The sequence below is a fragment of the Pseudoalteromonas atlantica genome, assembly GCF_043641955.1.
Taxonomy (GTDB): domain Bacteria; phylum Pseudomonadota; class Gammaproteobacteria; order Enterobacterales; family Alteromonadaceae; genus Pseudoalteromonas; species Pseudoalteromonas atlantica_A.
The window spans coordinates 50,694-70,595 of the sequence record NZ_JBHZRV010000001.1 but is presented as its reverse complement, the minus strand read 5'-3'; the positions used below and the strand labels follow the sequence as shown (position 1 = coordinate 70,595).

General features: G+C 41.5%; 12 protein-coding genes. 3 read left to right on the top strand and 9 right to left on the bottom strand.

Going from position 1 to position 19,902, the window contains the following annotated elements; all coding sequences use genetic code 11:
• Positions 1-66: 66 nt before the first annotated feature.
• The 3 genes from ACHUE3_RS00285 to ACHUE3_RS00275 all read right to left on the bottom strand — a co-directional run bounded on the left by ACHUE3_RS00285 (position 67) and on the right by ACHUE3_RS00275 (position 4,863).
• Positions 67-1,017, bottom strand: coding sequence for a carbohydrate kinase family protein (locus ACHUE3_RS00285; RefSeq protein ID WP_394189041.1), 951 nt, complete (start codon positions 1,015-1,017; stop codon positions 67-69).
• Between the two features lie 64 nt (positions 1,018-1,081).
• The gene (locus ACHUE3_RS00280; RefSeq protein WP_394189039.1) at positions 1,082-3,478 is read right to left on the bottom strand and encodes a TonB-dependent siderophore receptor; all 2,397 of its coding nucleotides are present in this window, start codon (positions 3,476-3,478) and stop codon (positions 1,082-1,084) included.
• 164 nt (positions 3,479-3,642) lie between these two features.
• Positions 3,643-4,863 carry an MFS transporter gene (locus ACHUE3_RS00275; protein ID WP_394189037.1) on the bottom strand — a complete coding sequence of 407 codons (1,221 nt, stop codon included), beginning with the start codon at positions 4,861-4,863 and terminating at the stop codon, positions 3,643-3,645.
• A gap of 176 nt (positions 4,864-5,039) precedes the next feature.
• Between ACHUE3_RS00275 and gtfA the strand changes: the two genes are divergently transcribed.
• A complete protein-coding gene (gene gtfA / locus ACHUE3_RS00270; RefSeq protein WP_394189035.1) occupies positions 5,040-6,518 on the top strand; it encodes a sucrose phosphorylase in 1,479 nt (492 codons plus the stop codon).
• A gap of 189 nt (positions 6,519-6,707) precedes the next feature.
• On the opposite strand, the gene ACHUE3_RS00265 is transcribed toward gtfA, so the two are convergent.
• The gene (locus ACHUE3_RS00265) at positions 6,708-7,739 is read right to left on the bottom strand and encodes a LacI family DNA-binding transcriptional regulator (RefSeq protein ID WP_394189033.1); all 1,032 of its coding nucleotides are present in this window, start codon (positions 7,737-7,739) and stop codon (positions 6,708-6,710) included.
• Positions 7,740-8,141: 402 nt separating this feature from the next.
• Here ACHUE3_RS00265 and ACHUE3_RS00260 point away from each other — a divergent pair, with 402 nt between their 5' ends.
• On the top strand, positions 8,142-10,916 hold the full coding sequence (locus ACHUE3_RS00260) for a collagenase (protein WP_394189031.1): 2,775 nt from the start codon (positions 8,142-8,144) through the stop codon (positions 10,914-10,916).
• Between the two features lie 69 nt (positions 10,917-10,985).
• On the opposite strand, the gene ACHUE3_RS00255 is transcribed toward ACHUE3_RS00260, so the two are convergent.
• The 5 genes from ACHUE3_RS00255 to ACHUE3_RS00235 form a co-directional block, all read right to left on the bottom strand.
• Positions 10,986-11,996, bottom strand: a complete 1,011-nt coding sequence (locus tag ACHUE3_RS00255; RefSeq protein WP_394189029.1) for an ABC transporter ATP-binding protein — start codon at positions 11,994-11,996, stop codon at positions 10,986-10,988.
• Positions 11,997-12,010: 14 nt separating this feature from the next.
• Positions 12,011-13,510 carry an ABC transporter permease gene (locus ACHUE3_RS00250; protein ID WP_394189027.1) on the bottom strand — a complete coding sequence of 500 codons (1,500 nt, stop codon included), beginning with the start codon at positions 13,508-13,510 and terminating at the stop codon, positions 12,011-12,013.
• Complete coding sequence (locus ACHUE3_RS00245; protein ID WP_394189025.1) at positions 13,510-14,550, bottom strand: extracellular solute-binding protein; 1,041 nt, start codon at positions 14,548-14,550, stop codon at positions 13,510-13,512. The genes ACHUE3_RS00250 and ACHUE3_RS00245 overlap by 1 nt, the downstream gene beginning before the upstream one ends.
• Positions 14,550-15,362 (bottom strand): hypothetical protein, encoded by an 813-nt coding sequence (locus tag ACHUE3_RS00240; RefSeq protein WP_394189023.1) that lies wholly within the window; start codon positions 15,360-15,362, stop codon positions 14,550-14,552. Before ACHUE3_RS00240 ends, ACHUE3_RS00245 begins: the two co-directional genes overlap by 1 nt.
• A gap of 243 nt (positions 15,363-15,605) precedes the next feature.
• Entirely contained in the window at positions 15,606-18,083 is a 2,478-nt protein-coding gene (locus tag ACHUE3_RS00235) for a hypothetical protein (protein ID WP_394189021.1), read from the bottom strand.
• A gap of 67 nt (positions 18,084-18,150) precedes the next feature.
• On the opposite strand from ACHUE3_RS00235, the gene ACHUE3_RS00230 reads away from it, so the two are divergent.
• A complete protein-coding gene (locus tag ACHUE3_RS00230) occupies positions 18,151-19,902 on the top strand; it encodes an MFS transporter (RefSeq protein ID WP_394189019.1) in 1,752 nt (583 codons plus the stop codon).

Genomic DNA, 19,902 nt, shown 5'->3' with positions numbered 1-19,902 from the left:
TGTATTTTGAATGTATAAGCAGGGGCATTGTATAAAAGGCCTTAACAGGCCTTTTATACAACAATCTCAGTCTAGAATTGACACTCTATCAGGCAGTGCAGGAAAAGCGCCTTTAACTAAACAGGCTTTTGAGCCACATTTAAGGCCAAAGTTAAGCGCCTCTTTCACATAATGACTGCTGTTTAACTTTTCAGTTAATTCAAGTTCTGTATGGGTATGGTTTAAGTGATATAACACGCCTGCAATAAAGGCATCACCTGCACAGGTGGTATCAACAGGCTTAATGAAGGGCGCTGCTTGTTCGATAACGAATGTTTGGTGGTAGACTTTAGCAGGGTTAGCACCGTCAGTTAAAAAGACCAAGGTAACACCTTCATCTAACAGTGACTGGGTATATTCTAACGGCGAAATAGACGCCTGCTTGGCTAAAAACGTTAATTCATCATAAGACAATTTAACAACATCACAATAGCGATAACAAGCAAACACACGATCTGCTATATCAGCGGTGTCTGACCATAAACTATAACGCAAATTAACATCAAAACTTACTAATATATTGTGAGTGTTAGCGGCCTGTAATGCGCTTAATGTTGTCGTGTTAATACTATCGTGAGTCAATGTGTTAGAACAAAAATGAAATGTACTTAACGCTGACCAGTTTATTCTATCTATATGGGCTTTAGTGACTAACAAATCTGCAGTGTTATGACGATAAAAATTAAAACTGCGTTCACCTACCTCATCAAGGCTGACGATAACAAGGGCTGTTTGTGCCTCTTCGATGGTAAATAAATACTCGGTACTGACTTGATAATGTTCGAGTGAGCGTCGCAATTGGCTCGCAAAATGATCATTGCCCATGCCACCACAAAAATAAGCGTCACCACCTAATTTTTGATACCCAACAGCCACATTTGCAGGTGCTCCGCCTGGGATAGGTGCATAAGCACTATTATCATTATCAACCGGCAGCATATCGATGAGTAGTTCGCCAAAGCTCAATAGTTTTTTCATGTGTTAAAACCTTAAAAAGCCCAGCAAATAGCTGGGCACTCAACAAGGGAGAGAGAGTATTCGTTTAGTTAAACAAGTACTTTAACGTTAATGACGTTGTACGACCATTGATGGCACGGGCACGGATAATATTATTATCTGGCACGCTGCCTTCTTCTGCTTCAGTAATACCCACAGTATCGAATAGGTTATTAACGTTAAAAGCAAGATTGAGGTTTTCAGATAAATCGTAGCTTACAAAGCCATTTACCTGAGTATAGCCATCAAACTTAAGATCATTATTATCTTGAGCATAGGCATCTGTGGTACCAATAAAGCTCAGGCCAGCAGAGCCTTTGTTAAAGTTGTAACGTGCCATCAATGAATAAATAAAGTCAGCTTGGCGGCGTGGGGTATTGCCAACAACTTCAGGTGTTAGCGCATCTTTAGCGATTTCAGCATCTGTCCAGGTAAAGTTACCGCGAAAATCCCATGAATCCAGGAAGTAAGTTGATTCAAGCTCAATCCCTTTTGCTTCATACTCACGGTCAAAGAATTTTTGTGACGTAGCCTCGAAGTTCTGCTCTTCTGTTTCAGCGTAAAATGCGGTCGCGAATACTGACAATGAATCAAAACGCTTTTTAACACCAAACTCGTATTGATTTACTTCATCTACCGCATCTTCATCGGCAACAGACCCATCAGGCTGGACTTTACCAAATAGTAAGCGGTCAGCATTGGCGCGGCCACCTTGGCTAATACGTGCAAATGCAGCAAGGCTTGGGTCTATCTGATAATTAGCACCGACAGAGTAAGAGGTGTAGCTCCAGTCGTAATCAACTATACTTGGATTGCTGATATCAATACCGGCAACATTTTGCTCTGGAATTGAAATCGCGCCATCTCGATTCATATCAACGGTTGATGTGACAGCGCCCGCATACGTACCGCGTGCTTCACCACTGTCATAACGTGCGCTGGCATCAATGCTCACATCACCAAGCTTGGTTGAAAATGCAACATAAGGTGCGCGGGTTTCGTAATCAGTATCGTAGTTACGTTGGCAACAATTACCCCAAAAAGGTGTACCGTAGGCATATAATCCGCTGTCAGAATAGCTATCGCCATTTTGTGCGAATACATCAAGTAGCGCCGCATTATCGCCTTTTAACTCCATTAAATATGAGTTCCATAGCCATGACATGCTAATGGTTTGGCTTGATGCGTAATAACCAAGAGTTACGCTGGTATCGTCGCTGAGTTCTTTGGTTAGCTTTAAGTCATTAACGATTGAGCCAAAGTCATTCATGGTGACATCAAAGGTATGAATACGCATCGCAAGGTCATCGGTAAAGGCTTGCCCTTTTGAGCCTCCCGTTGCGTAGTTTAATGTTGCGCCACTGCCTGCAATACTTGCGGCAATATCACCTGCATTACCAACTTCAGCTGGGATCAAAGAAGTAAAGTTACCGCTGACTGATGATTTTCTGAAGCGGTTTTCAATACGCCAATCGTTATTTAAATCAAACACGGCTTCAAAGCCAACAGCATCTACTTGTGGGTTCATACCGTTGCGCATATCGCCGCGGCTAATTTGGTTATTACCATCTAAGCGAGTTGTTGATAAAAATTGTGCTGAATGTGGTGTGTCAGTTTGTGCATCAAACCCTTTAATGGAGCTGCCATCAGCGTACATTGGCATGGGTAAATAACCAACGCTTTGGTCGTCTAAGTGTTTGTAGTAAAGACGTACATAACCAGCATCGAACTCTTTAGTAATATTCGCTTTTATTTGACCACCTTTGTTAGCTGTGTAGCCTGTTTCACGAGGGCCTTCGCCTTGGCGAATAAAACCACCAACATGAAAGCGCACACTGTCGTTTAAGTAAGTACCATATTCAAAATCAGTTCTTAAAGAGTCATAATCAAGTCCAATTGTAGTCGCGACAGAGCCTGATTCTTCTTCGCCCGTTTTTGAAATAATGTTAATAATTCCACCTGGTGCATCACTGGCTGCAGTAGAGGCTGAACCACCACGGATAGATTCAACAGTTTGCACTGTGCTGTCTAAACGCATAAAAATATCGGCATTGCCGAACGCAACATCGCCAAATTGCATGATAGGAAGGCCATCTTCTTGTAGTTGAAGGAATTTTGCACCACCTGAGGCAACTGGTAAGCCACGTACCGCGATATTTGCATTGCCTTCACCGCCTGTAGATTCAGAGCGAACACCCGGAATTATTCTAAATGCTTCTGCTGTTGAGCGTGGCGTTGCTACTTGAATCTCATTTAATGAAACGCTACTCACCGATACACTCGATGCCATGATACTTGTGCGTCTTGGTACACCGGTTACGACAATGGTTTCAAGGCCTTTTTTAGCTTGTTCAGTTTGCTGTGCTTCTTCGGCGTAAATACCTTGGCTTACTGCTAATGCAAGCGAGCTGAGTAAATAGAGTGATGTGTTAAGTGTTGTCATAGTATGCCTCGTTGATTACCTATCAGTAGGTTTGTCATTTTACTTAATCGATTAAGTAAAAATAACAAACTTTTTACATTAAGCAACTTTTTTTTATATTAAATTGTATGTTTTTTGCACGTGCATTGTTTTTAAAGAATTTTTTTTGCACAAAATTAATCATGTTACGCAGCCGTTTGTTGTAAAGCTGCGCTTGAAGGGTCTTTAAAATAGTTATAAACCATAGCTAAAAAGAGTAACACTGCAAAGCCTGTGGCAAGTATAAAACCGTATCTCACATGGCCAAACATATCACTGATCATACCCATAAACAGGGGCGCTAAAGCTGCAGAGAGGGCAGTAAAAAATAGTATTACGCCCGCAACTGCACCGTGTTGTTGCACTGCAAAGCATGAAATACCTTTAGAGTTAAGTGTCGGGTAGACCATTGACATGAATAACCCTGACAATGGCAGTAATACTACTGCTGTATTAACCCCACCAATAAGTGTACCGACATAACACAAGGCAATACCAAAGCTTAGCCAAACCATAACGCTTTGCCAGCTAAAGCGATTCAGTAACCACACTGCAAGAAAGCGCCCGGCTGCGCGTAGTATAAAGAAAATAGTAAGCGCATAGGTCGCCAGTAATGTCCACGACCCGCTGTAGTCTGCCAATAGTGTTGGCATCCAGACATATATCGCCACTTCGGTAGCAACATATAACGCGATCGCCAATGAGAACCCTAATGCATATGGGTTTTTAACCATTTTCATGGTGGTCGCAAAAGACGTTGTTTGTGAGGTGGTTTTAACAACGGGCGGATAGTCTGCTCGCCAGGCAAGAACGGCAAGTACTAAGCACATAATACCAGCGATGATGTAAAGGTAAGTCCAACTGACTTGCTGAGTTAATAAAAAGCTGACGATAGCCGGGCCAACAATTGCGCCAATACCAAAGAAGCCTTCAACTTTATTCATGGTTTTAGTGTGTTCGTTGTTACTTTGCGAAATATCACCCAGTAGTGCTAGTGCACCTGTTTTAAATAAGCCGATTGCTAACCCTATTAGGCATAACAGTAAAACAAAAATAATGAAGCTACTGCTTACTGCAAATAAAAAGCAGCTTACAGAGAAGATAAGCAGTCCTAACATAATTGTTTGTTTTCGACCAAAACTGTCTGCTAAAAAGCCAAGGAATAAACCGCTTAGCGCTATTAAAGCCATAGGAGCATAATGAAATGCACTGGCTTGAGTCATGGTTAAATCAAATTCTTTAATAAGTTCAGGAATGATCATGCCAACGGCGTCTGAGGTCATAGCAAACATAAAAAACATCATATATGTTAACCAGCGTATGTGTTGCAATGAAGTATTGCTAACGAGAGTGTGTGTGTTGTTCATCTTTATATCCTCGCCAGGTGACTAAGCATTTTATTAATTAACTCAATAGATTAATTAATAAATAGTAGTTTAATCACGCCGCCTTATGTATCAAAGTTGTAAAAACTTCTTGTAAAAATTGGTTTCGTAGTTAAAGATATATCTTAATCGATTAAGAATCAACTTGGTATTTACACATGATGAAGAATAACGTTCAACTGATTACATATGCAGACCGTATCACTGGTGAAGGTATAAATGAGTTAACAAAGCTTATTAATGGCCCACTTAAAAATGTGTTTGGGGGCGTGCATTTACTCCCTTTTTACAACCCAATTGATGGCAGTGATGCTGGCTTTGATCCTATTGACCACAGCGCCGTTGATGAACGCATTGGTACTTGGCAAGACATAAACGCGCTTGGTAAAGAGTATGATTTAATGGCCGATCTCATCGTGAACCATGTTTCTGCGCAATCGTTTCAATTCAGTGATGTGTTAAAATTGGGAGAAGAGTCCACTTATTGGGATTTATTTTTAACAAAGGACGATGTTTTTCCAATGGGCATGAGCAATGCAGAGCAAGAGGCTATTTACCGCCCGCGCCCAGGCAGCTGCTTTACGCCAATAACCTGTGGTAATGGTAAAACATATGATTTTTGGACCACCTTCACTGACAATCAAATTGATATTAATGTTAAATCTGATGCGGGTGTTGAATATTTAAACAACGTGTTGACTAAGTTTGCAGAAAATAACGTCAACATTATTCGTCTTGATGCGGCTGGTTACGCCATAAAAGAAGCAGGGACTAACTGCTTTATGCTTGATCAAACCTTTGACTACCTAGATAAGCTTTCTGCCCAAGCCAATGATTTAGGTATGGAAACCATTGCAGAGATACACAGTCACTATCAAACGCAGGTTGAAGTCGCGAAGCGGGTCAACATGGTGTATGACTTTGCGTTACCGCCACTAATTTTACACAGCTTATTTACCAACGATAGTGATGCTTTGGTTAAGTGGTTAAATATTTCACCTAGAAATTGTTTAACCGTTCTGGATACTCACGATGGTATCGGCATTATTGATGCGGGTCCTATGGGTGATAAAGCAGGGCTTTTAGATGCAAATCAGATAGATAACTTGGTTGAGACAATTCATACAAACAGTGACAATCAAAGCCGTCAGGCTACAGGGGCAGCAGCGAGCAATGTAGACTTGTACCAAGTTAATTGCACGTATTATAACGCCCTAGGCGCCAGTGATTTCGATTACCTCGTTGCTAGAGCTATTCAATTTTTTGCACCAGGTGTGCCACAAGTTTACTATGGTGGTTTGTTTGCCTCTGAAAACGATATGGCATTACTGGCAAGCTCTAATGTTGGTCGCGATATTAACCGCCCATATTTAAATGCAGAGGTAATAACTCAATCACTTGAAAAACCTGTTGTGAAGGGGCTGTTAAAATTAATTGCAATACGTAATACACACCCTGCATTTGCGGGTGAATTTAGCGTTCATGGCGCAGTGGGAACATGCAATTTAAAATGGCAACTCGATGATGAGGCAATCGAATTAAGTGTTAACTTTACTCAAAGGCATGTCGAGATAATTGAATACACACTAAATGATAAAACAGTAACGCAGCTGAGTGACTTTCTTAAAAACGGCTGATTTCTCTGGGTAAAATGTGTTGACCTAGTGGCGGTTTACAAATAGTTGACCGCCTAGGTTAAATGAGTTATCGACTATTTAAACAAATAATCACGCCACTTGGGCGCTGAGTTGCCGAAATACCAAACCGACTGCTGCAAATTTAACCTGAAAAGATCAACTGGCTCGAATGTATTAATTTTGCGCTTATTAGCCACTTTCACCTAATTGGAGTTGGTAGTTAATAAGCGCTTTTTTCTTCTCTTTAGTGATGAATAGCTGGGCTGCCAACGCGCCTTTTTCCTCACTATTTTGATGGATTGTGGTGAGCGTTGGAACAAAACGTTTAGCTTCATCAATGCCATCAAAGCCAACAATGCGAATATCTTGCGGAATTTTTAGGCCGATAGTGAATGCTTCTCGCATTGCAGCTAGTGCGATTAAATCACTCATGCACAGTAATACTTCGGGCCGTGGTGAAATTGATAGAGCTTCTTTTGCAGCGATTGATGCAAAACGCTCACTACTTTCTGGTATATTCCAAATTCGATCTTGGGCAATTGAAATTGTAAGCTCATTGAGGGCTTTTTGGTAACCTCGCAAGCGTTGATGCGCAATAGATTGTCCCGCTTCACATTCGTGATGTTCATACACGCGGCAAAGTACGTTTTCATCTAATAAGCGAAGGCCTAAAATAGCCACATTATCAGTTTTATTTTGCAGTGCGTGGATGGCTACTTCGTAGCTTGCTTGTTCGTTGTCAATATTAACCGAGGCGTCACGGTCTATATCAAAGTCTACAGTAACAACGTGTTTAGGCACCGTTTTGAGTTGTTCGACCAAAAGTGGATTTCGTGGTCGACCATAGCAAATAAAGCCATCAACAAAATCAACAACACTGTTTAAGTTATCGTTGTTACCAGAGAATAATAATAAGTTACTGCCGTTTTTTTCAAGTACAGAGGCAACACCTCGCATAAAGCTGCTTGCTACCGGATCAGACACCATATATTCAACACTATCTGGCAACACCATTGCGACGATATTAAATTTACCGCGGCGCAGTGATTGAGCCGCTTTATTAGGACCGAAATACCCCAGTTCCTTACATGCCGCTAGGATTGACTCCCTACGACTTTTTGATAGCTGATCTGGACGATTAAACGCATTCGACACTGTGGCGTTTGAAACACCGAGTTCTTTAGCAATACTTTTAAGTGTCCAGTGGTTTTTCGTGCTCATATACTTAACTCAAGAAATAACTGTTATTTGAGCCTGTAAATTACCATATTTATCGCTTAATCAAAGCGCTAATTCTATAAAAGTAGAGTTACTTCTGACGCTAATCTAAAAAGCTACTTAGGCCACGTTTTATTTGTGGCACCGCATAGATACTCACAGTTGAATAACGCCATGGTCAAAGCATACTTTTTGTACTCAGGTATTCGGTTTCATTAAATAATGTCTAAAATGCGCATTTTAAGTAATATAAAAAAAGTATAAAAAATAATTTTATTAAAACTAATATAGTGATATTCGTTAATGTTATATAAAATATATTGTATACAATGATAATTAAATGTTACAAAGTGTTCCTCAATAACCCGTTCTAAATTGAGAACACACAATTATTAAAGGTACAGTATGAAAATTAAGACTCTGATTCTGGCGTTACCTCTGTTGGGCATGAGCTCAATGACATTGGCTGAGCAGATGGGGGAGCGAACATTTAAACCCCAGTCAGCTGTAATTGAGCGAGTACATCATCACGGCGTTGAGCAAAACCATAATGAAAAAGCGCCCATTGCAAAAGTACACACTCAGCCTCAGCTAGTCAGCTCACGCATGATGACGATGCAAGCTGCTGTGGTTAGTTGTGACTTGGATGCACTAGCAAGTGCCAATACAGCTACTATTATTAGTGAAGTTAAAAACCAAGGTACACAATGTATTAATGAGTTATTTAGTGCTTCTGATTCGATACAAAGCCAAGTGTTTACTTCAAACAAAATGGTCGCTGTTGCGAACCATGTAAAGTCGTTGTCACAGACTTATGCGGGTGGCGGTGATGTTGATATTGAAGCACTGTTTTTATATTTGCGGACAGGTTTTTACAGCGAATTTTATAATGATAGCGTGAGTTTTGAATCGTGGGTAATGACTGCGGTGGTAGAGGCAATAGACGCATTTGTTGCAAACATTCATTTTTATGATGACAACGACGGTCATGCTAAGACTCTTAGCGAAGTGATCATTACTATGGATAGCTCAGAGCAGCAACATCGCTACTTAGGTGTTGTAAAGCAGTGGCTTACACGCTTTAATGAAAGTTACGCTGCTAAGTGGAATATGCGCAGTGCCGTTAACGGTATTTTTACTTTACTCTATCGTGGCCAATGGAATGATGCATTTGTAACAGCTGTCGGCACAGACACGGATTTAGTCGCTAAATTAAGTGCATTTACTCAAAAACAATGGATGATAGGTTCTGACGCGCAATATCTAATAGTTAATGCTGCAAGTGAGCTGGCTCGCTTAAAACAATATTCAAACACCCCAATTCAGAACGCTGTTGATTCTGGTTTAAACGCAATTTTTAGTACTTATAATAGTTATGGCTTTGGCGATGCTGTATGGCTTGCTGCTGCTGATTCAGTGAGTTATTACGCTGATTGTAACGATTATGGCATTTGTGGTTTTGTTGATGACTTGGTCACTCAAGTATTATCACAAAGCTATAGTTGTAGTAGCACAATAAAAGTTCGATCACAAAATATGACCGCCGTGCAACAGAGTGCTGCATGTGATGCGATGGGCGCTGAAGAAGGGTTGTTTCACACAAAACTGGCAACAAATAATACCCCTGTGGCCGATGATAATAACAGCTTTTTACAAGTTAATATTTTTGACAGTAGTGATGACTATGGTAAGTACGCAGGTGTTATTTTTGGTATTAACACCAATAATGGCGGCATGTATTTAGAAGGCGACCCATCTGTTGTAGGCAATCAGGCCAACTTTATTGCTTATGAAGCCAGTTACGCTAATGCGGAACACTATGTATGGAACTTAGAGCACGAATATGTGCATTACCTAGATGGACGTTTTGACTTATACGGCAACTTTAACTCGCCGACAGAAGATATTGTTTGGTGGTCTGAAGGTGTTGCAGAGTATGTGGCTAATTTAGATAATAATGATGCTGCAAAAGCAACCATTAGCGATGGCTCACGGTTTACCTTGACACAAATTTTTGCCACTACGTATGATGGTTTTGATCAAGACCGAATTTATCGCTGGGGCTACTTAGCTGTGCGCTTTATGTTTGAGCGCCATAATGATGAAATTAACGCTATGCTGGCACATACTCGAGTTGGTGATTGGAGCGCATATAAAGCTAAAACAGTGCAATGGGCGAACAGTTACGAAAATGAATTTGTGCAATGGTGTGATGATTTAGTTGCGGGTACAACGACAAATCCACCGCCAGTTGCGCAAATTAACGGGCCTTACTTAGGCACTCAAAATAGTGAAGTAAGTTTTACTAGTAATGGCAGCAGTGATAGTAATGGCACAATCACAGATTACCTGTGGGACTTCGGTGATGGCAGCAGCTCTAACCAAGCAAATCCATCACATGCATATGTTAGTGCTGGGCAGTACAGCGTAAGCTTAACAGTGACCGACAATCAAGGTGCAAGTCAAACAACAACAACAACAGCCACTATCGAGCAAGATAGTAGTGTTGGGGATGGTGTTTTACAGAATAATCAAACAATTCGTGTTAGTGGTGCACAAGATGAGCTGCAATATTACACCTTTGCAGTGCCGCAAGGCGCCAGTGATTTAGCCTTCACGCTAACAGGGGGATCGGGTGATGCGGATTTATATGTAAGTTACGAAGCAACGCCGACAGAATCTCAGTTTGATTGTCGCCCTTATATTGGTGGAAACGAAGAGCAGTGTGTAATTAATCCAGCGCAAGTGGGTACTTATCAAGTCATGCTGCGAGGTTACAACGCGTTTGACAATGTAGAACTCACAGCATCATTTACGCAAGCAACCTCAAATGTACCCGATGTGTGTGCAACGCAAGGTAGCCGCAGTAATGGCCGATTAAATGATGGCGAGGTGATTTGTTTGGGAAACAGCGATCCGATGTGGTTTAGCATTGCCGATGTCCAAAGCCAAAGTGGTGTTGCAATTACAACAGCAAATGGATCTGGCGATATCAGCTTGAGCTATGCAGCAAGTGGCTGGCCAAATGGTAGTAATGAAGTTGATATCTCAAGCAATAGCGGTAATGGTGAATGTATATATATCACCAATCAAAGCGAATACTGGGGGTACTTAAAAGTATCAGGCAGTAGCAATGGCGCAAGCTTGGTCGTTGATTTTAACAGCCAAGGCTGTCGTTAATAACACTTAATTATAAAAGTAAAACTCCTACGCAAAGCCCATGAAAATGGGCTTTTTTATTTTAATAGCTCAGCGTTTATATACCGCTAATGGGTGAGAGGTGCTTAGCGATACATGTACATTATCGCCCGGTCTCACAATAAGCTCATGGCTAACGCGACTGGTGACAATGGTTTTACACGCCAGTTCGATGGCGCATAGTCGGCTGGTGCCTTCAAAACGAACCCACACTACAGTGCCATTACTGCCTACGTCACTTTGTACTAAAACCACATCATCTGGTCGTAATAAAACGTCTACATCACCTTCTTCTGTATCAATGGCATGTGCTGGTACATTGCCTATCGCAGTGGTTGCTTGGTTATTGGCAAACTGCCCTGATATAAAGCTGGCTTCACCTAAAAAGCGCGCGACAAACCGTGTTTTAGGCAGACTAAAGCAGCGTTCAGGCGTATCAATTTGCTGCACTTGACCCGCTTGTAAAATACCGACACGATCACCAATAGATAGTGCTTCTTCTTGATCGTGAGTCACCCAAATGGCCGGTACGCCCGCTTCTTTTAAGGCATTACGAATATCCCAGCGCAACATATCTTTAAGGGCAGCATCAAGATTTGATAAAGGTTCATCTAATAGTACAAAGTCAGGCTGGTGGGCAAGTGTTCGTGCAAGTGCCACACGTTGTTTTTGACCACCAGAAAGCGTTGCCGGTTTTTTATCAACAAATGCCTCAAGGCCAAGCAATTTGATCCAGTGATCGGCAATGGCAGTGTCTTTTAACCGAAAGCAAATGTTTTGCTTAACCGTTAAATGAGGGAACAAAGCAAAGTCTTGAAACACCATGCCCACACTGCGCTTTTCTGGTGGAACAGTGTGTTTAGGCGTTGCATGCCACTTACCCATTTTAATGTTGCCTTCACTAATTGGAATAAGCCCAGCGAGCGCTTGTAATATTGTACTTTTACCACACCCTGTCGGGCCAACAAGCATGAGGATTTCACTTTTTTCGAGCGACAAGTTAAGGTCGCTCACAACACGGTTACTGCCGTAATCTATAGACAACTGACTTACAGATAACATTATTATTTATATCCTCAATGATCGAGTTGCTGACGTTTTTCGCCAGACATCATGATAGCTAAACCACAGGCAGAAATCACCACAAGCAATAAGCCAGGAATAGCGGCGCGGCCAAAATAGCCCGCTTCATAGACTCGCCACAAATAAGTTGAGAGGGTTTCAAACCCTGTAGGACCAAGTAAAAGCGTGGCCTCTAATTCGCGCATTGATTCTAAAAACACCAGTGCCGCACCCGCCACAATTCCACGCATTGTTAGAGGTAATGTTATACGCGTAAAGGCTTCACGAGGGCTCGCGCCAAGCACTCTAGCTGAGTTTACTAAACTAGGGTCGAGGTGTTCAGTACTGGTTCTTACCGAACCCACCGCCAGAGGTAAAAAACGCAGCATGTAGGCAATAATTAATAGCCCCAACGTTTGGTATAAAAATGGCAATTGCAAGCCCCCATAGACCAGCGCGGTGCCCATCACGATACCTGGAATACCAAAACCAAAATAAGTTACGCGTTCCATCACTCGGCCTGCTTTTCCAGTTAATGCGGCATGAGCAACTGGAATGGCGACGATAACCGCAACCACAGCAGCAATCGCAGAGGCGTACGCTGAGTGCCATGCAATACTAAAATCAAAACTGCTTAAGCCATCTCGCGCAAGCCAAAGGGCAAAAATTGCCAAAGGCAGGCCTATTGCGAGTAAAAGTACGGGTGCAAAAGTGGCAAACATCGCGGCTAATTGCCATTTTTTAGGAAATAAAATTAAGGGGCGACCATGGCGCTCACTGGCTGTTTTTATTTGCGATTCGATCAGTAGTAAAAAGCCGACAATGACCATTAACTGTAAAGACAACATGGCAGCACGGCTTAGATCAAAGGCATTATATTCTACATAAATGACGCGCGTAAATGTATCAAGTCGCATCATCGCGGGGGTACCAAAATCAGAGAGTGTATATAAGGCAACAAGCAATGAACCGGCGGCAATACCGTTTACTACCCGCGGTAAAATGACCTTAAACACACTTTGCGTCATCGACATGCCTAACGTACGAGCCGCATTAACCATGCTCGCATCAAGGCTAAGTAAGGCTGAACGCGTCGTCATCATCACAAAAGGAAACGTGTATAACGTCATGACAATCGCAGCGCCGCTCAAACCATCCATTGCAGGCAATTCAATACCAAAGAGGTTATGTATTTCACCCCCTGTGCCAAATGCGGCATACAAGGTAAATGCGCCAATGTAACTTGGAATGGCTAACGGGGCAGCAAAAAAAACAAGCCAAAACTTTTTAAAAGGCAGCACAACATAGGCACTTATAAAGGCCAGCGGTACGCCAATTAAAATAGAGCCAAGTACTGTTAATAGCATTAAAGATAAGGTATTACCAAGTATGGTTAAATGATGGCTATCAAAAAAAGAACTGGCATCAGAGGCCAGCGTAATTAAAATAAAAACAGGTGTCAGTGTGATAAGCGCTGCAAGCAGCGCCATCGGGTAGGAGGCTGGTAATCGCATTAAAGTACGCCGCTATTTCGCATCAAATCTATGGTTGGTCGTAAATCAGCTAGCTGAGTTAAATCAATTTTTGGTGGTGAAATAGCTGCTAAAGAAGGCAGTCCTTCTGGTTGCGCTACGCCGTTAACCAAAGGTATTTCATAGGCTTCTTGTGCTAAATAACTTTGCACTTGGGTGCTTAATAAGTAACGCATAAAGTTGGTTGCCAGTGGATCTGGGTTTAAAGCCAAAATACCTGAAGCATTGACTAAACAGCCTGCATCTTGCTCGGTGAAGGCTAAATCAAGTTTTGCATTAGGTTTTCCTGATTTTAATCGTAATGTGTAATAATGATTGGCAAAACCAATATCCACTTCACCACGCTCAACAGCCATTACTACACCTAACTCACCCGCATAGGTTTTGGCACGCTGTTTGGTTTTTTTAAGCCACTTAACGGTTTTATCATCACCTTCAAGTAAACGCATTGCAGTAACGAATGATTGGAATGAAGAATAAGCGGGTGCCCAGCCTATGCTTAAATCGCTGTCTGCAATATCCATAATACTTGTAGGAATTTGTTCTTTCGTAAGCCTTGCTGTATTAAAAGGCAGGGTACGCACTCTTCCCGTTACGGGTGCCCAATCTTTGTAGCGAAACTGCGGTTGTAATTGTGCCGCTAAATCGCTTGGCATAGGTTGTGCAAGTCCTGCATCAGAGACTAAACCAATAGCACCAGAGTCAACAGCCCAAAATAAATCGGCGCGTCTAATGCCCGCTTTTGCTTCGGCAACAATAGTATTCGCTAACGCGGCAGTTGGGCCGCGACGTATTGCGAGTTTAAGATCGGGATTTCTCTTTTCGATTGCTTTGAGCACATCTTCATATAACCCGCCTTCACCACGGCCTAAATAAAGCGTAAGTGCTCCTTTAAGCTTGGGTAAATCCTCGACTGAAACCGGGTTTGCTACAGTGGCGGCAAATGCTTGAGAGAGTGACAACGGGAGTGCTCCCATTGCCCCCATCGCAGCAAGGCCTTGTATAAAGGTTCTACGCTCCACTAAAAAACATCCTTACGTGTTTTTTCAGCTTTCTCTATCAGTGCTTTTGCACGATCAAGTTTGGTCTGCATATCTGTGATTACATCACGTACTTGGTCCACTGTTTTATTGTCTGAAATGGCTTTTGGTAGTGTGACGTTAAAGTCTTTTTCAAGCACTTCTACTAGGTTTGCATCTTGTTCAATTAATGTGCCTTCAATCCCTTCAAAAAGGTGTAAGTAGGTATCGTGAACAATGCTAGTTGCTTCATCGCTTAAACGCTCTGCATATTTTGCGACAACACGGTCAAGTTTATGTTTGATTTCGTCAACTGTGGCGCTTTGTGTCATGTTTTCTGTTGCGGTAGTTTTAACGGCATCTAGTACGCCTTTTTGTTGAAACTTTGCCGCTAATTTAACGGCACCAAGGCCTTGCCAAAGAGCAGCATTTAATGCAGTTTGTTGTTTGCGTACGTCGCTTGCAGGCTTGTTGTTATCAATCGCCATTTTGATGCCATACAGGCTCTGCCAAATTGATGCGTAAACAGGTACGTAATTGGTTTCAATTGCACTATGAAATTTAACTGATTCCCAGTATTCAATTAAATCATCGCTGTTTACTGCTTTTGCACCTTTAGTCTCATAGTTGCTTACTAATGTATCTACTTTAGCAACCATCCACTCAACTTCTTCTGAGTAATCTTTAATATTGGCTTGCAGGTGATTTACATGTTCACCGATTGGACCATTGGCGTAAGCAGGTTGTGTAACAAAGGTTGACACTAAAAGAAGACTAACACCTAAGGTTGTTGCTGATTTAAATAATGCATTCATGAAAGAGATCCAAAATGTAACTGTAAATGATAGCCATTATCATATCCGTAAAAATAACCAAAATCAATAAATCAAAAAAGGCATTTAGCGGTAATTTTGTTATTACTTTTGGGCATTTAAGCAGTGATACGCATTCAGATGAGCTGGGGATTATCTATCTGAGTAAAAAAGAATCTAAACAGACGTATTTTAAAAAGTGAACGCCCTTTACTATTTTCATAGTAAAGGGCGTTTTAATGGGGATTATTTAGCTAAATTGACCGTTTCTATTAAACGAATTGCTTCACCATCGACATCTAAAAGCGCCGTTATAGTGATAAGTTGTGGTTGATTCGTTGGGGTAACTTCAAACTCATAGTTTTTTTGCTCATAAGGTGCAATGACCACCTCGTGTTGTTGTGTGTTGTTTGCACTGAGTTGATTAAACGCATTGGTATGCAACGTAATTTTACCAGCCGTTTTTCCTGAATAAGGCCCTGTTAGTCCCGTTGTAAATTGCCAATTTCCGTTCTCGTTCATTTGATAAGATACACTCAATTCAACCCCGTTAAACGGTTTCACCGTATTCTGCAATGTTGCTTTTGCCACAAGCGATTGCCAGTACAGCGTTTGGTTGACGGTTACTGTGTGTGCGTCTTCATCATGCGGCAGCGCAATGGTGTGAACGCCGGGAGCCAGAGTTTGCTCTAACATAGCAATGTCAGTTACACGACCAGAGCGTGATTTAAGCTCAACTTTTGCAGAGAGTTGCACATCAAATTCGCTGGGGTTTTCCACGTTTAAAAAGGGTTTTGCATGGTGGTATTCAATCGTACTACGTACACCTGATAGCGTATTGAACCCATCGTGATTGAGTGTGTTTTGATAATCTTTGGCAACCTTGATAAGGGAATTTTGCACTTCAGTATGTAAATCAGCCTTGGGTATTTTAGCCATCAATTGACTTAATTCTTCATCACACCGAGTTAGTTGTGTACTGTGTTGTTGGCAGGTTTTAAAAACACGTTCGAGTAAGTCATAGCCTTTGAATAACCATGGGTTTGTCAGTGACGCATTAGCAGTTAGTTGTGTGTTGCCCGCTTGATGAGTGTATAAATAGGGCGTTACTGTGTGGTTGTTGTTTTTACTTAACAGGCTTATTTTTTGTGCATCAAGCTTTTCTAACTGTGTGCTATTAAGTGGCAGGGTAAAATGCTGTTCAATTACATTATTGTTCAGCTCTGCGTTTAATGTCATGTCTATATGGGTATCAGTTAAAGAAAGGTTGAGCCCTAAAGTATGATTTTGTGCAAGTGCGGCTTTTATTGCAGGTGAAAGTGCAATACCTTGTGGTTTAAGACCTTTAACGTGGTTAGCAATGATCATTAAGCGCTGGGCATCTTTAACAATAAATTTAAGTAACTGGTCGTTATTTGCTTCTTCTTTACCAATAAACGAGGCACGAAATTGTTGGTTTTGTTCACTGCGCTGACCTTGTAAAGCAAAGCCTATTTCGCCTCTGTTTAATTGAGCCGGCTCAAAATTAAGCAGGACCGAAACATGCTGCTTATCATCTACTTTGATTAATTTGTTTTTAATAGGCGCAGGAAAGTCCATAACAGGGTGCGTGGCTTGCATTGCAGGGTTGATGTCTAGTCGTGATAGTTCTGTTGCATCTGTGTTTCGTAGCCAGTATGCATTGCCATTTTGTTCCCACGGACCATTAACAATGTGGAAGCTAGGCTGGATTGACTGCACAAAATCAGCGAACCCTTGCTCGATTTTTTGCCAGTCTTTAAAGGTTTTTTTGAGTAAGGTGTTGGCGGTAGAAAGAGTTGCTTCACTGTGTGGGTTAGCTAAGCGAAGTTGTTCAACGAAGTAGCCAAAGTATTGAGCACGCTCAGGTGAACTTAAAAGATAATGTATAATAAAAAAGTTAAGGCCGCGTTTTAAAGCTGGGTCGTCATTTATTTGTTCAATTGTAGGCTCGTTTGCACTGTAGTATTGCTTAAGGCCTGTTTCAATGTAGTTCATTGGGGCACGGTCAAACACCATAACAGTGAGTTGTTTTTGCTCAGGGTCGTAAACATGATGGGCAACAGAGTCAGCTAACCCTTCAGTGATCCAATTAGGCGCCCATGTTGAGTGGCCGTTCAGTGCCATGTGAAAAGCATGCATGGTTTCGTGAATTACAATATAGCGTTGGTGGTGTTCACGGTGACTTGGAAAGTTATATCCCGCACGATTATAAAACATGGTTTCGCCGCCTGCATGTTTGTGCACGCCGCGTAAAAAGCCATCATCGAGCATCGCTTCTCGCACTCTGGCACGTGAGCTGCCATACACCACAGCAATGCGTTGGCGCTCAATGTTGGGTGGCGCCATTCCCAAAAGAGTCACATAATGCGGGTAGGCCATTTCTAATAGCTCAAGATACAAAATCACTTTCTCTTTTGGTAAATCACTTTTTAATGCGAAGTGTTTACTGACCCACCAGTCATAACCTCGGCTGTTGCCAATTTTGCCATCACTGTATGTGTAGGGAATTGTTTTGCCTAAAAACTTAACATCCATTGATTTTAATGTGCTGGTGTAACCTTGCACACTGAGATCAACATTTAAGTTTGTCATAATTGCCTTAGCATCATGAGTACTGGACTGGCTATTAATAGAGTGATTATTGGGGGTTGGCTGACAGGCTATAAGTGCCATGGCCACGAGTGTGAGTAATAAATTTTTCATATTGCGGTTGTTTTATTTGTATATTGTATGCAATATAAAATACTGCGTTTAATTTGAAAAGTAAACTATGAATAACAATCAACAATTAAAATCATCAGCACAGCATTCACAAATAGCGACAAACAAAACCGGGTGGCGTGGGTTTGGGCTAGCGTTTTACATCGCTAATACGATGGAGATATTTGAACGTTTAGCATGGTATGGCTTTTTTGCTGTGTCGTCGGTATACATGACAACCCCAGTAGCACAAGGTGGTGTTGGCTTTAATGATGCCCAGCGCGGTGCAATTCAGGGGATTATTCCGTTCTTTTTATATATTTTGCCTGTTGTAACAGGGGCGCTTGCAGATAGGTATGGTTATAAAAGGATGTTTTTTTGCTCATTTATTTTAATGGCACCCAGTTATTATTTTTTAGGTCAAGTAACTGACTTTAATTCGTTTTTTATGATCTTAATGTTGGTGGCCTTTGGCGCGGCATGTTTTAAACCTGTGGTAGTCGGCACAATAAGCCAAAGCACCAACGACACTAACTGCGGGTTAGGCTTTGGTATTTTTTATACCATGGTTAATTTAGGCGGATTTATTGGCCCGCTTGTCGCAGGGTATTTACGCGCTATTAGCTGGGATGCGGTATTTATAATGTCGTCAGCGTGGATTTTAATTAATTTTATACCACTTATTTTTTATCGCGATACAGTGAAAGACCCGCAAAATAACAAAGGGCTTGGGCATGTTTTACAACAAGCTCAACAAGTATTAGGAAATAGCCGTTTTGCACTTTTGCTATTTATGAGTGTAATTATTTTAATGACCGCAGGTGTGAGTTGGTTAAGTTATCCGCAGGCGTTTTCCTTTATTGCGGTTTGGCTGATTTTAAATGGCCTGTGGGACAAACTGGTGTGTAAGCAAAATACTACAAAATGGTATTTTCAACGGGTGCATGTGAGTAACCGCAACTTCGCACTTTATTTGGCAGTGTTGACCGGGTTTTGGACAGTATATAACCAATTGTTTTATACCTTACCTTTGTTTATTCGCGATTATACTGATACACAGGATTTAGTGGCCTTTTTAAGCTATTTTGGTCAATCAGCGGTTGATTTTTTTGCGTACGTAGATAGCCAAGCGCTCAGTCAAAAATTACACGACCTTGCAGCAAACTACGCAACCACATTAAGTACAAATATTGATTTAGAGGCCATTCGATTGGAGTTGGTTCACTTAAAGGTCAATGTGCCTGTTTCTGAAATTGCGCTATTTATCAATCAGGCTAATGCGGGTGGCTTTACTCTAGAACAAAGTAAACAGCTGAGTGAACAATGGCTTGTTTATCGCCAAATAAATCCTGAGTATTTAATTAATTTAGACTTTGCTGCCATTGTATTATTACAGATAGTTGTCAGCGTAAAATGCCAGCATTTTAAAGTGATCTCGGTATTAATAAGTGGCCTAATTGTGACTGCAGGGGCTTTTTTATTATTGCTGTTAATGAGTTCGGGGCTATTATTAACACAATTAGGTGGGATTGTTATGGTGACGGTAATTTTACTCATTGCCTTTGGTGAAATGCTCACCTCACCTAAAAGCCAAGAGTATGTTGCGAGCATAGCGCCTAAAGGCAGTGCAGCAATGTTTATGGGGTACTATTTTGTATCAATGGCGTTGGGGTTTTTATTCGCAGGATTTTTGTCAGGGTGGAGCTATGGCTACTTGGTCAAAACATTACATAGCCCCGGACTAATGTGGCTACTCTTTGGTTTAATTGCGTTAGCAACGGGGTTAGGTTTTTATTTTTTAGCGCGTTATAAAAAGGACTAA